Origin of the sequence: Armatimonas rosea (assembly GCF_014202505.1) — a bacterium.
GTDB lineage: Bacteria > Armatimonadota > Armatimonadia > Armatimonadales > Armatimonadaceae > Armatimonas > Armatimonas rosea.
In genome coordinates this window covers 122,252-134,282 of the sequence record NZ_JACHGW010000008.1, presented here as the reverse complement: position 1 = coordinate 134,282, position 12,031 = coordinate 122,252, and the positions used below count along the sequence as shown (strand labels likewise).

The 12,031-nt window shown below is 63.8% G+C and carries 12 protein-coding genes; 5 read left to right on the top strand and 7 right to left on the bottom strand.

Features of this window, described 5'->3' with window-relative positions:
- Positions 1 to 160: 160 nt before the first annotated feature.
- Entirely contained in the window at positions 161 to 1,744 is a 1,584-nt protein-coding gene (locus HNQ39_RS27780; RefSeq protein WP_184203865.1) for an NAD(P)/FAD-dependent oxidoreductase, read from the bottom strand.
- Positions 1,745 to 1,922: 178 nt separating this feature from the next.
- Between HNQ39_RS27780 and HNQ39_RS27775 the strand changes: the two genes are divergently transcribed.
- On the top strand, positions 1,923 to 2,702 hold the full coding sequence (locus HNQ39_RS27775; RefSeq protein WP_184203864.1) for an alkaline phosphatase family protein: 780 nt from the start codon (positions 1,923 to 1,925) through the stop codon (positions 2,700 to 2,702).
- Between the two features lie 66 nt (positions 2,703 to 2,768).
- Entirely contained in the window at positions 2,769 to 3,836 is a 1,068-nt protein-coding gene (locus HNQ39_RS27770; protein WP_184203863.1) for a tetratricopeptide repeat protein, read from the top strand.
- 478 nt (positions 3,837 to 4,314) lie between these two features.
- Here the strand turns inward: HNQ39_RS27770 and HNQ39_RS27765 are convergent, their stop codons facing one another.
- The 5 genes from HNQ39_RS27765 to HNQ39_RS27745 all read right to left on the bottom strand — a co-directional run bounded on the left by HNQ39_RS27765 (position 4,315) and on the right by HNQ39_RS27745 (position 8,857).
- On the bottom strand, positions 4,315 to 5,892 hold the full coding sequence (locus HNQ39_RS27765) for an aldehyde dehydrogenase (NADP(+)) (protein ID WP_184203862.1): 1,578 nt from the start codon (positions 5,890 to 5,892) through the stop codon (positions 4,315 to 4,317).
- 197 nt (positions 5,893 to 6,089) lie between these two features.
- Complete coding sequence (locus HNQ39_RS27760) at positions 6,090 to 7,685, bottom strand: ABC-F family ATP-binding cassette domain-containing protein (RefSeq protein ID WP_184203861.1); 1,596 nt, start codon at positions 7,683 to 7,685, stop codon at positions 6,090 to 6,092.
- A gap of 144 nt (positions 7,686 to 7,829) precedes the next feature.
- A complete protein-coding gene (locus HNQ39_RS27755; RefSeq protein WP_184203860.1) occupies positions 7,830 to 8,135 on the bottom strand; it encodes a hypothetical protein in 306 nt (101 codons plus the stop codon).
- A 34-nt stretch (positions 8,136 to 8,169) separates the two neighbouring features.
- Positions 8,170 to 8,430: a hypothetical protein gene (locus HNQ39_RS27750; protein WP_184203859.1), complete on the bottom strand. Its 261-nt coding sequence runs from the start codon at positions 8,428 to 8,430 to the stop codon at positions 8,170 to 8,172.
- Positions 8,431 to 8,440: 10 nt separating this feature from the next.
- Complete coding sequence (locus HNQ39_RS27745; protein ID WP_184203858.1) at positions 8,441 to 8,857, bottom strand: hypothetical protein; 417 nt, start codon at positions 8,855 to 8,857, stop codon at positions 8,441 to 8,443.
- 161 nt (positions 8,858 to 9,018) lie between these two features.
- Here HNQ39_RS27745 and HNQ39_RS27740 point away from each other — a divergent pair, with 161 nt between their 5' ends.
- The 3 genes from HNQ39_RS27740 to HNQ39_RS27730 are packed head-to-tail and all read left to right on the top strand — an operon-like array spanning position 9,019 to position 10,863.
- Positions 9,019 to 9,285: an NIL domain-containing protein gene (locus HNQ39_RS27740; protein ID WP_184203857.1), complete on the top strand. Its 267-nt coding sequence runs from the start codon at positions 9,019 to 9,021 to the stop codon at positions 9,283 to 9,285.
- Positions 9,282 to 10,427, top strand: coding sequence for a homoserine O-acetyltransferase MetX (gene metX, locus HNQ39_RS27735; protein ID WP_184203856.1), 1,146 nt, complete (start codon positions 9,282 to 9,284; stop codon positions 10,425 to 10,427). The genes HNQ39_RS27740 and metX overlap by 4 nt, the downstream gene beginning before the upstream one ends.
- Before the next feature lie 37 nt (positions 10,428 to 10,464).
- A complete protein-coding gene (locus HNQ39_RS27730; protein WP_184203855.1) occupies positions 10,465 to 10,863 on the top strand; it encodes a hypothetical protein in 399 nt (132 codons plus the stop codon).
- A 64-nt stretch (positions 10,864 to 10,927) separates the two neighbouring features.
- Here the strand turns inward: HNQ39_RS27730 and HNQ39_RS27725 are convergent, their stop codons facing one another.
- Positions 10,928 to 11,926, bottom strand: coding sequence for an FHA domain-containing protein (locus HNQ39_RS27725; RefSeq protein ID WP_184203854.1), 999 nt, complete (start codon positions 11,924 to 11,926; stop codon positions 10,928 to 10,930).
- Positions 11,927 to 12,031: the final 105 nt, after the last annotated feature.

Sequence of the window (12,031 nt, the reverse complement as noted above, 5' to 3'; positions counted from 1 at the left end):
CGCACCGGGCAAGCCCCCGTGCGCCACCACCACTGAACGATTTGCTCTCGCGTCTGCATTGCGGCTACGATACCACGCATCGGGGGGGAGTGTCAAACCGAACCCACCCGCCTCGAACCCACCCTTGCGGCAAGGGAGGGCCAGGGTGGGTTCAGCGGGTTCAACACTGCGCCCAGTCCGCCGTGGCGACAATCTCGCGCAGCTCCTCTTCAGTCTTTTCGAGCTTACTCGCGCCTTTAACCACGTCCTCCAAGTCCACGCCGTAGAGGTTGTCCTTACTCGGATCGGCGAGCCCGGCGGCGTTCCAGGGCGCGATGGCATCGGTGAGGGAGAGCATCCCCTGCTGCCAGGCGTGGAAGTTGGCGCGAAAGCGCTCGTTTTGTGTGAGCAGATACCCCTTGGCGAGGTCGCTGCGCCCCGTACGACGGGCGAGCTCGGAGAAGCTGGCGGCGGCGAAGTAGAACATGGTGGTGTCCACGAAGCGCGGGAAGTCGGCAAAGGCGGCGTAGTTGGCCCCGATAAACTCCGCGACCCAGTCCAGCTCGGCAAAAGTGGTTGCTTCGTAGTGGGCGAGCAGCTCTGGGCTCTGGAGCTTGTCGTGTTGGATGAGCGCCGCGATGCGCTGGATGCCCAGCAGCGTGAGCGGCATGCCCGTGGAGTAGAGCGGGTCGATAAACCCCGCAGCCGACGGCAACCGTAAGTAGCCATCGCCGACCACGTTCTGGGCGCGGTAGGAGAGCTTAGGAGCGTAGTGCCATTTTTCGACCGGCTGGGCATCGGCGAACTGCGCTTGGATGGCGGGGAAGCGTGCCAGAAACCGCTCCCAGGCTCCGTGCCGTTTGCCCGCGAGCTCTAGCTCGTCGGCGAGCCAGGACTCTACCGCAAACCCCGCGCTAGTGACACCGTTGTCAAAGGGCAAGATCCACATCCAGCCGCCGGGAAAGACATAGTGGCTCGCGGCGGCATCGGGGGGGTAGGGGACATCCCTCCCCCGGCCCCTCCCTTCGCTCTTATTCCCGCTTCGCGGGGACGAAGGGAGGGGAGACGAGGAACGAGTGGGGGTGGGTCCCCCCCCTCCCTTCGCCCCAACGAAGTTGGGTTTCAGGCGAAGGGAGGGGGCCGGGGGGAGGGATGTCAAACCGGGGAGGGATGCCGATGCCCCACGCACCCCCACAAAGTGCGAGTAGAGAGCCTCCGTTTTTGGGTAGCCGGCAAAGCTAACATCGTTGCTCCAGAGCTTTCCTGGGCCCGTGGCATCGACCAAGAAGCGTGCGGTGTGCTCGTTGAGGTGCCAGAGACCGCCCGTGTACTCGTGGCGTGTGAGGGGAGTGTTCTCGTGGTACTCGGCCCCTAGCGCGATAGCCTCTTTGACCAGGAAGTGATCGACATCGGCGCGGAGCCAGTGGGTGTCGGCGCAGGGGTCACCAGGGGAGGCCGCGACCAGCAGGCGCTCGCCGGGCTGCGTGCCGTAGTAGGTGAAGCCGCGCTTGAGGCCGACGCCGAGCTCGGGGTAGTGGGTTTTCCACGTGCCGTAGGTCGCCAAGGGGAGCAGGCGCGGGAGGTCGTAGGTGTGGGCGAGCTCCTCGATCAGGAGGTTCATCAGGGGCGAGGTGCTCTCCCCGATCGCAAAGCGCGGGTGGCTCCCCCGCTCCAGGAGCAAGACGGACTTGCCCAGGCGGCGGGCGACCATCGCAAGGAGGGAGCCGCCAAAGCCGGAGCCGACAATGGCGAGGTCAAAGGTCATGGAGAGTAGTTTACCCCCGCCGGGGATGGGAAATCCCCGGCAAAATGCAAAGAGCGTCCCGAGGACGCGGAGAGCCCACTGCACCCACGCGTCCTCGGGACGCTCCCTCAAACTTGAGGCGGGGGTTTCCACCCCCCGACGCATCCACCCCCCGACGCATCTGGTGTAAAATAGCCTCATGTCCCAGCGTGTTTTGCTCTGCTCTCTGGATGGTGTCCGGCCCGATGCCATTCTCTCCTGCCACACCCCGACCCTCCAGCGCCTCGCGCGGGAGGGAGCCCACACCTGGAAGGCGTCGTCGGTGATGCCTTCCGTGACCCTACCGTGCCACACGTCGATGTTGCGGGGCGTCGATGTGCCGCGTCATGGGATCACCAGCAACACGTTTACCCCGCTCGCCCGGCCCGTCCCGAGCGTGATGGATGCCGCGGCCAGCTACGGCAAGCGCGTGGGCTTTTTCTACAACTGGGAGCAGCTACGCGATCTGGCCGCGCCAGGGAGCCTCAAGGTCAGTGTCTGCTACGGCGAGGGGCATGTCTTTGAGACCGACCAGAAGGTGGCCGATGCGGCGATTGCGGCGCTGACAAATGACTCCCTGGACTTTGTCTTTGTCTACTTTGGGCACCCCGACGAGGCCGGGCACGCGCACGGCTGGATGAGCGAGCCCTACCTAAAGGCCATCGAGAACGCCGATGCCTGTCTGGCACAGGTGCTGGCCCACTGGGACGGTGTAGTGTGCGTGGTGAGCGACCACGGTGGCCACGACAGGAGCCATGGCACGGACTCCCCCGAGGACATGACCATCCCCTTTATCCTGCACGGACCGGGGATTGCGGCAGGGCGGGAACTTACCGAGCCCATTTACCTGTACGATGTCTGTCCGACGCTCGCCCACGCGCTGGGAGTCCCCGCTTGTCGCGAGTGGGATGGCCGCGTGGTGGCCGAGGCGTTTCTGTAGCTCCCCTTCCCTTGTCCCGACAAAGTCGGATTGAGAGCGAGGGAAGGGGCTGGGGGATGGGTGCACATGAACGATCGCCTGAAAGAGTGGAAGCTGGTACAGAGCGTGTTGGGGCTGGCAGCAGCCTCCGCCGTGGGCTTCTACTTGCTCTCAGGCAGCTTCCAAGTGCGGGAGTGGTTTCTCTTTCTGCCGCCCTCCCCCACCCCCAACACGTTTCTCTACCATGTCGACTCCATGCGGCAAGCGCTCAAGGCAGAGCGCTTCTCCGAGGCGCTGGGTGAGGCGGAGTGGGTCCTCCAGCGCGATAAAGAGAACCCCGAGGCGGTTCGAGGGCGTGCGGCCTGTCTGCTGCGGGTGGGGCGCTTTGCGGAGGCGGAGAAGGTCTTCCGGGTGCTGGTCGGCAAGGACAAGAAAGATATCCCCGCCCGGCTCGCCCTCGCCACCGCGCTTCGGGGTCAAGGCGACGAAGACAAGGCGCGGCAGGTGCTCTTACGAATTATCAAAGACCCCAACGCGGACTCGCTCCAGAAAGAGGCCGCCCGTGCGGGGCTCAATGCCATGGACTTCAAGGAGTCGCTCTTCCCGGACCAGCCGACACCGCGCCCGAAGCCCAGCCCAAGTCCTAGCGCATCGCCCTCGCCCGAGCCCCTGCGAATCACGGCTATCAAGAACGAGCTCGCCACGAGCCCCGATGGGCAGCTCAGCACCCTGGCGATCCTGACGGGCTCCTCCCCCACACGCGGCGTCGGCACGACAGGTAGTCTCCGTCCTCGTGCACCACTGCCGCTGGCCCCCACACCGGACCCCGGAGTCGCGCCCGTGGTGCTCCCCGAGCGCCCCATAAAGCCCACGCCGGCGGCGGCGGATCCCGGCGAGACCGAGCCCCTATCACCCGAGCCCTCACCGACACCAGTAGCCACGCGACGAGCCGAGGCCCCGTTGGAGATTCCACCGCCCTCTGGAATCACAGCGCCCACCCCGACCCCACGCCCAATTCTTCCGGCGACCATCGCGCTCCCCCGCCGCATCCTCCCCGCCACGCTCCCCACAACCGGCAAGAAGCTCCCGCCCGTCCGAAGAGCAAAACCCGTGGTAAAAAAGAAACCGCTCCCGAAGCAACGACCTCTACGCTAAGCCAAAAGATCACCTTCTTCGGTGAACTCTATGGTGCTGGCCATAGGTATCGGACTGAACACGTTGGATCACTGTCTGAATGTAGCTCGTGGTTCGTCCCATTTCGTCCAGAGTAAAGGAGGGGATTAGATCGGCGCTCCCCAAAACGATAAAGCCGCCTCCGGGCCTTTTTATCAGCTCTCCAGGCTTCAGATCCGGCAGAGGGGGTAGTGGAGGCCGACTCTCCAGGCAGCGCGTAAGCGCTTGAAGAATCTTCTGCTCCGCGGCACTACGGTAGGGAACACGCCAGTTATCCAGATAGAGCCAGCCCGGAGAGCTCAGCTGTTGATCCAGGCGAAGTCTCCGAGGCTTACCCTGTTCGTCCGTGGCTTCCAGGCAGGTGGTTCCCCCGTCGCGATAGTACTCACCACTAGTGACTTCTAGTGTCTCAGGTATCCGAGGCGCTAGAAGTCTGGGGAACCCTTTGGGCCACATGCGCCTACTTCACCCAATCGCCATCCACAAGGCGCCAGATGCCCAGCGGGTTGCCGTCTTGGAGCTCGGCGGGGAGGCGGTGGGGCCGGACATTGTCGTAGCTACACAGCATCGAGAAGCGGCTGATGGCGTGAGGAATGCCCACACTGGAGAAGAACGGGTGGCCGGTGGCGGGGAAAGGACCGCCGTGGTTCATCGCGGGGCTGACCGCGACTCCCGTGGGCATCTTGTTGTTGAGCAGGCGCCCCACCTTGACACGTAGCGCCGGAGCAAGCTTCGTGTAGAACGCATCGTCGGCACCTTCGTCGTTGGCGTAGACCGTCCCCGTGAGGTTCCCCTCCAGCGCGTTGGCCACCGCCAGCATCTCGTCGCCGCTCTCGCAGAGCACCAGCAGGCTCGCCGGGCCGAACGCCTCGGTCTGGAGCGTCTCCGGGTCGGCGATAAACTGCGCGCCGGTGACCGTCAGGATCGTGTTGGCGTAGCGGAAGCCCGGATCGTCAAAGACCTCCCCACCACAGACCACGGTTGCCCCTGCGGACTTGAGGGTCTCCACGGCCTCGGCGAGGCTATCGCGGCCGCCCTTATTGAGGAGCACGCCCGGTTTTGCCTCGGCGAACTTCGCTGCCGCCGCCGCCACAAACGCCGCCCCGAGCTCGCCGCCGGGGAGGACCAGCAGGCCGGGGTTGGTGCAGAACTGCCCCGCGCCCATCGTGCAGCTGGTGAAGAACTCCGCCGCCAGCGCCTCCGAGTTTGCGGCTAGGTAGTCGGGGAGGATAAAGACCGGGTTGACACTCGACATCTCCAGGTAGACTGGCTTGCCGTGCCGATCGGCCACTTCCTTGAGTTGCATCCCCGCCGAGCGGCTGCCGGTGAAGCCCACGGCAGCGACCGCGGGGTTCTCGATCATTCCGAGGCTGAGCTTGTGGTCCATGCGGTAGAGCACCTGGATGCTCCCCACGGGCAGCCCGATCTCGGTGGCGGCCTGGTGGGCGCACTCGGCCATGAGGCGGCTGGTAGTCGGGTGGCTGGTGTGGACCTTGGCGATCACCGGACAGCGGGCCGCGATCGCCGCGGCGAAGTCCCCTCCCGCGATGGCGTTGAAGGCGAAGGGGAAGTTGTTGGGACCAAAGACCAGCGCCGCGCCGCCGAGCGGCTCGTGGAGGGAGCGGATGCCGGTCTTGGTGTCGATCACGGGGCGGGTCCAGCTACGGGTAAGCGCGGCCTGCGCGGCCTGGCGAAGCTGCCCCGTGGTGCGCGGAAGCTCGACCGAGTTCAGGCGCGGCTCGGTCGGAAAGCCCGTCTCGGCGTGGGCGGCGGCGACTAGCGCGTCGCGGTTGGCTTCGAGCAGGTCGGCGTAGCGGTTGAGAAACGCAGCGATTGTCTCGGGGCTGGTGGCACGGAGTGCGGGCGCGGCCTGTGCGGCGGCAACAAGCACGGCATCGACATCGGCCTTGCTAGAGACAGGGTAGACATCGTCGGCGAGGAGCTGGCCGGTGGTCGGGTTGGTGGCGGAGAACGTCGCGGAGGGCGCGTCTGCGGCGCGCCACTGCCCGGCGATTAAAACGGGGTGGAGGGTGGACATAGCACCCTATTGTACCCCGTCTAAGGAAGCCCGAGGGATGAGTTTGCCCGGACAACGCAGAAGCCCGGACAATAAGTGTCCGGGCTTGAAAGGGCTACGGCTGCCTTCGCAGCCAAACCAATACACTGGGCACGAAGGTGCCCGTCGCCCTCTCAAGCCGGAACCCTTGTGGTTCCGGCTTAAGAAGCCTCAAGGCCTCACACGTTGACGCGTTTAATGCGCTCGGTGGCGGGGTCGAGGACCATGGTGAACTGGCCGTCGGACATGTCGAAGATGCCGGTGGCGACCGTGTCGATCAGGAGCTGGTCGTGGGTCGACATGAGGATCGTCCCCTCGAACTTCTTGAGCGCCTCGATCAGCACCTCACGGGCGAGTGGGTCCAGGTGGTTCGTGGGCTCATCCAGAAGATAGAAGTTGGCGGGGCGCAACAGGAACTTGGCGAGCGCCACACGGGCACGCTCCCCACCGGAGAGAACCCCGATCTTCTTGAAGGGTGCATCGTCGCCGCGGAACTGCAGGCGCGCCAGCAGGCCACGGGCGAGCTCCTCCATCTTGGGATCGATCCCCGCCAGCGTCTCCTCGTAGACCGTGCGCTGCGGCAGGAGCGCCTCAGCCTGGTGCTGGGCGAAGTAGCCAATCTCGGTCTTGGGGTTGACAATGATCCTCCCCTTGGTCGGCTGCTCGACTCCCGCCACGAGCTTCAGGAGCGTGGACTTTCCCGCGCCGTTGGGGCCGGTGAGGGCAATCTTGTCCTGGCGTACCATCGGGAGCGTGATGCCATTGAGGACATTCTTCTCGCCGTAGGACTTGTAGACATCCTCGATACTGATCGGCTCCGGGGCCTCACGCGGCGGCTCGGGGAACTGGAGGTAGATGGTCTTGGGGCGCTCCTTGGGCTTGGGAAGGATGTCGATCTTTTCGAGCTGCTTGACACGGCTCTCGACCATTCCCGCCTTAGACTTATTGCCACGCCAGCGCTGGACAAACTCTTTCCAGTCCGCGATCTCACGCTGCTGGGCATCGTAGGCCTTGAGCTCACGCTGGTAGCGCTCGTCGTCTAGGCGCACGTAGTCGTCGTAGTTGCCCTTGAACTTATTGACCTCCATGTCCTTGACCTCCCAGATCTCCTCGCTAGTGAGATTAAGGAACTCCACATCGTGGGAGATGCAGATCACGGTGCCGGGGTAGCTGGGGATGTAGTCGTACATCAGCCAGAACTTAGCCTCGGTGTCCAGGTGGTTGGTGGGCTCGTCGAGGAAGAGGTAGTCGGGCTCTTGTAGCAGGAGCTTGGCCATGGCGATTCGCATCTGCCACCCCCCCGAGTAGGTATCGGTGAGGCGGTCCACGGCATCCAGCTCAAAGCGCAACCCCGAGAGCACCCGCCCAATGCGAGCGTCCATGGTGTGCGCCTCCAGCTTCGTCAGGTCGTCGGTGGCTTTGTTGAGCGCGGCGACATCGGACTTGCTGGCGTCCCCGGCCATTGCCTGCGACGCGGCGATGAGCCGTGCCTCGACATCGGCCATATCGGGGAAGGCGGAGCGCATCTCCTCCCCGACCGTCACTCCCAGGCGGCACTGGGACTCCTGGTTGAGGTACCCGACTGTCGAGCCGTGGCGGTGCACCACGCCCTTGTCTGGCTCCTCAAGCCCGGCGAGAATCTTAATCAGAGTGGACTTACCCTGCCCGTTGAGCCCGACGACACCGATCCGGTCGCGGTCCCCAAGTTGCAGAGTGATATCTTTGAGCACGTCCTGCGGCCCAAACGATTTATATATTTTTTCAGCGGTCAACATTTTTGGAAAAACCCCCCGATTGTATCGCGTAGAGGGGGGCTTTCGCTAATGAAACGCATAATCATCGGGCGGCGTCATGGGGTCGGGCGGCTAAAGCAGCCCGCCGGGTACCCTCGGGATGGCGGAAAGCCCCATAGTCCTCGTCTATTGGTCTGTGACAATATGGCCAATCTTAACAGGACTTAAGGTTAGTTGCTCGTGTCCTGGGGTCTTACATAGTTCGGCACGATCGGCAAAGATTTTATCGCCGCGATTGCTGGTAGCTTTGACATTGCCCATGAAGGTTAGAAGCGTACCTTTGCGCTGTATCCGTTCCGACTGAATGGTCCAGGTCTTCCCTTTGAAACGAAACGTATACGACTGCCGTGCGCCGTTGTGGGCCTGGGCAGGCAGGAGTGCCATCACGGGCAGTCCCAAGAAGAGGAGAGAGAGGATACGTGCCGTTTTCATACTTCATTATACAGAAGTGAGAAAACAAACCTCACTAGCGCGGTGACGATTGGCTGACCTTCACCAGCCAGCGGCGGCCCCAGAGGATCAGGAGGAGCTGCGTGGGGACAACGAGCAAGAGAATCCTCAAGGCCAGCCGCACTGCCTGCGCCTGCGACTCCCCGTGGTGCATGCTCAGCCTCACCGAGCCGAGAAACGCGAGGACTTGGATCATCGCCATCAGCACCCAAGCCAGCGGCGTGATGGGCTGCGGCTGGAGCTGCACGAAAGGGGTTTGCGGTTTCTGTTTTTGCATGGACGCTCTCCTAAAATCGAATGCCATAGGTGAAGACGGGGTCGGTGGGGCCGCCGGTGCGGAGGCGCGTGTAGGAGAGCTCGAAGGTCTGGTGGGGCCCGGTCGGCCAGCCGATAAAGAGCCGTGTCCCCGTGCCGCGCCAGCCGTAGCTACCGACACCCGCGCCAAAGTAGCCTGAGTCCACATCGAGCTGGAGCGAGACTCCCGTGCCACTAAAGCCCTGGCGGCTGCGGCGTAGCGCGTAGAGGCTCTCGCTGTAGAGATGCAAGGCGCTTCCCACCTTAAGCGAGGCAGACGCGTACGCATCCCCCACGGAGTACGGGTCCGACGAGCCAAACCCCGCAGTCCCGCCCAGCTGAACCTGCACCTGCGCCGCTGCAGGTAGGGTGAGGAGAGCAAGGGCGACGCTAAGAAGCAAAGATCGCATGGAATATTGTACCGGGGATTGGCCGGGCAATAAATTACCCGGCACAGGGAGAGAGCGTCCCGAGGACGCGGGGAAGGGCTTGTGCTCTGCGCGTCCCCGGGACGCTCCCCACTCTCTGCCGGGTAATTTATTGCCCGGCCAATCCCCGGTACAATAAAGGCGTGACTACTGAGACCATCCGCGTGCAGCTTAACTTCCCGCTGGCCGAGGCCACCAAGCCCATTATCTGGCACTTCGCCCACGACTGGGACCTGAAGTTCTCCATCCGCAAGGCCAATATCGACTCCAAGATCGGCGGCTACACCGTACTGGACCTGACCGGTACCCGCGCCAATATCGACGCCGCCCTGGAGTGGGCCGCGACCGAGGGAATTGAGGTTCAGGTGGGTGGGGCGACCGGTGAAGACGAGTGGGTGATTGGCAGATGAGCCCCGATGAGGTCGAGTGTAGTATCGGGCTGGTGACCAAAGAGAGTGTGACTCTCGGGGAGTTTATCTGCGAGAACCGCCAGACCCTCCCGGAAGTGACGGTCGCCTACGAAAAATACGGCGAGCTCAACGCGGCCAAGGACAACGTGATCCTGGTGCTCCACGGCATCACCGGCTCGTCGCACGCCGCCGGGAAGTACGACTGGAGCAACCGGAGCCTGGGCTACTGGGACGGCTTCATCGGCCCGGGGAAGGTCTTCGACACCGACAAGTACTGTGTGATCGCGCCCAACGTGCTGGGCGGCTGCCGCGGGACGACCGGGCCATCGTCGGTGAACCCGCTGACCGGCAAGCCCTACGCCATGACCTTCCCGATCATCACGGTCCGGGACATGGTGCGGGTGCAGGAGCAGTTCCTGCGCGAGCACTTCGGGGTGACGGAGCTAGCGGTAGTCACGGGCGGCTCGATGGGCGGGATGCAGGCGCTGGAGTGGGCCGTGATCTACCCGGAGCGTGTCAAGAACTGCATTCCCATCGCCACGAGCGCACGGGTCGGGGCGCGGAGCATCGCCTTCAACGAGTGCGCCCGCCGCGCGATCCTGCTCGACCCCAAGTGGCAGCGCGGCAGCTACTACGACAGCGAAGGCGGCGGCCCCGACTCCGGCCTCGCGCTGGCCCGCATGATCGCGACCATCACGTTTTTGACCGATGCGACGATGCAGGACATGTTTGGCCGCACCCGCACCGACCAGGAGTCCGCCTTCCGCCACGACCTGCACGCTCGCTTCGATGTCGAGCGCTACCTCCACGATGAGGGCGAGAAGCTGGTTAAGCGCTTTGATGCCAATAGCTATCTGTATCTGTCACGGGCTATTGATCTCCACGATGTCTCCCGCGGCTACCCGTCGCTCACCGATGCCCTGGCGCGCATCCAGGCCAAGTGCCTCGTGATCGGGATCTCCAGCGACGACCTCTTCCCGGTCCGTGAGAGCCACGAGATGATCGAGCGCATGCAGGCCCGTGGGGTCGATGTCACCAGCTTTATCGTGGACTCGTCCTACGGCCACGATGCCTTCCTGGTGGAATACCGAAAAATGCTCCCCCCTCTCCGCGCGTTCATGGACGGGATTACGGGCGGCTAGATTGCGAGCGCGTGCGTTTTTTCGTTCGGGAAAGCTCATGCCTCCGGGGGCGGTGATTGGGGCGCAGTTTCAGGCCGGCGGTTTCTACGACTTTACGAAATGGCAGCTCTGTATCGACGACGAAGGCAATCTCTTCCAGTGGATTCAGGACTCTCCGAATGAGACGCGTCAAGAGCAGGTTTTTCTGGGGCAGGACGCCGTGCTCCAGCTCTTGCTCCGATTTGAGGAGCTTGGCTTTGCACTGCTTCCTGACCAGCTCCCCGCACCGCCGCCAAGTGGCTGCAGCGACGACTATCTCTCTACCTACCTCCTGGTCCTTCGCTGGAACGGAGTAGAAAAGTACGTCATCGCTCCCGCCGACTCCCCCCATCCCGACCGCCACAAGTTCCAAGCGCTCTGGGATGCCGTCCACGCGCACCTACCTAAGCAAGCCTGAGCGGGCTTTAGCCTGCTTGCCGCACCAGCGGTGCCGCTTTAGCCGCCCGCTGGTCAAGCGCCACTCACCCCTTAAACGTAAACGCGGTCTGGCCGAACTGGATCGTGTCGCCGCTGGCAAGTGCCTCGGGGACATTGGCGCTGAGCTTGCGCCCGTTGAGCCGCGTCCCGTTGGTGCTCCCAATATCTATCACGGAGTACTTACCATTCTCAAAGACAAGCTTGGCATGGCTCCCCGAAACAAACGAGTCGGTCGAGATCACAATGTCGTTGCCGACTTTCCGGCCCACGGTCGTGACCGCAGCCTTGAGCGTGTGCGAGCCCGACGGCCCCTCCAGTCTTGCTCCACTGACGCTGCCACTGAGGGCGGCGATGGGGGCGCGGCCGGGGTCTTTGGCACCGAGCGAGCGGCGCTCCGGCTGGGCGACATGGGGAATCTGGATTGTGAGTTTCACCGAGCCAAACTGGATCGCCTGACCGTGGGTGAGGGCTTTCTGGCTCCCGGCGGGAAGCGGCTGGCCTGCCACATTGGTGCCGTTGGTGCTCCCAAGGTCCTCCAGCGTGACATAGTTGCCGCCCGAGACAATGAAGCGCGCATGGCGGCGGGAGATGGTCGGGTGCGGCAGCGCGACATCGGCGCCCTCGCGGCCCACGATACTCTCCCCGACACGTAGCATCAGCTCACGCCCGCTCTCCTCGACCAGCTTGGGCAAGGGCGAGGCCTGCGGCGTGGCCCCCACGGTGCTGCTGAGCAGGTAGCCGCACTCCGAGCAGAAGCCCTCGTCGGCAGGCGCAAGCGTGTTACAGACCGGGCACGCCCCGGCGACGACAAGCGCCCCACCCGCCACGCGGGCTCCCCCACTCGTGGGGGCAGGGGAGGCCGAGCGCTGCGCATCGTACTCGGCGCGTTTTTGCGGGTCTTTGAGCGTCTCGAAGGCATCCATCAGGATCGCGAATGTGTCCGGGTCCTGCTGGGCCGCGGGGGTTTTCTCGCGCATGGCGGTGCGAATCTCGCTCTCGGTCGCGCTGGTCGAGACTCCTAGAATGGCGTAGTAATCAAGCATTTTTTTGCATCCATCCCCCCGGCCCCCTTCCTTCGCCTGAAACCCTCGTTCCGAGGGGCGAAGGAAGGGGGAGTCTGAGGGGCTTCACGTTTACATACTCCCTCT

Bases quoted from the DNA above. Each gene is read 5' to 3' on its own strand.
- HNQ39_RS27745 (WP_184203858.1), bottom strand. From the start codon at position 8,857: ATGCGATCTTTGCTTCTTAGCGTCGCCCTTGCTCTCCTCACCCTACCT.
- HNQ39_RS27780 (WP_184203865.1), bottom strand. From the start codon at position 1,744: ATGACCTTTGACCTCGCCATTGTCGGCTCCGGCTTTGGCGGCTCCCTC.
- HNQ39_RS27760 (WP_184203861.1), bottom strand. From the start codon at position 7,685: ATGTTGACCGCTGAAAAAATATATAAATCGTTTGGGCCGCAGGACGTG.
- HNQ39_RS27725 (WP_184203854.1), bottom strand. From the start codon at position 11,926: ATGCTTGATTACTACGCCATTCTAGGAGTCTCGACCAGCGCGACCGAG.
- HNQ39_RS27775 (WP_184203864.1), top strand. From the start codon at position 1,923: ATGTCCCAGCGTGTTTTGCTCTGCTCTCTGGATGGTGTCCGGCCCGAT.
- HNQ39_RS27750 (WP_184203859.1), bottom strand. From the start codon at position 8,430: ATGCAAAAACAGAAACCGCAAACCCCTTTCGTGCAGCTCCAGCCGCAG.
- HNQ39_RS27770 (WP_184203863.1), top strand. From the start codon at position 2,769: ATGAACGATCGCCTGAAAGAGTGGAAGCTGGTACAGAGCGTGTTGGGG.
- HNQ39_RS27755 (WP_184203860.1), bottom strand. From the start codon at position 8,135: ATGAAAACGGCACGTATCCTCTCTCTCCTCTTCTTGGGACTGCCCGTG.
- metX (WP_184203856.1), top strand. From the start codon at position 9,282: ATGAGCCCCGATGAGGTCGAGTGTAGTATCGGGCTGGTGACCAAAGAG.
- HNQ39_RS27765 (WP_184203862.1), bottom strand. From the start codon at position 5,892: ATGTCCACCCTCCACCCCGTTTTAATCGCCGGGCAGTGGCGCGCCGCA.
- HNQ39_RS27730 (WP_184203855.1), top strand. From the start codon at position 10,465: ATGCCTCCGGGGGCGGTGATTGGGGCGCAGTTTCAGGCCGGCGGTTTC.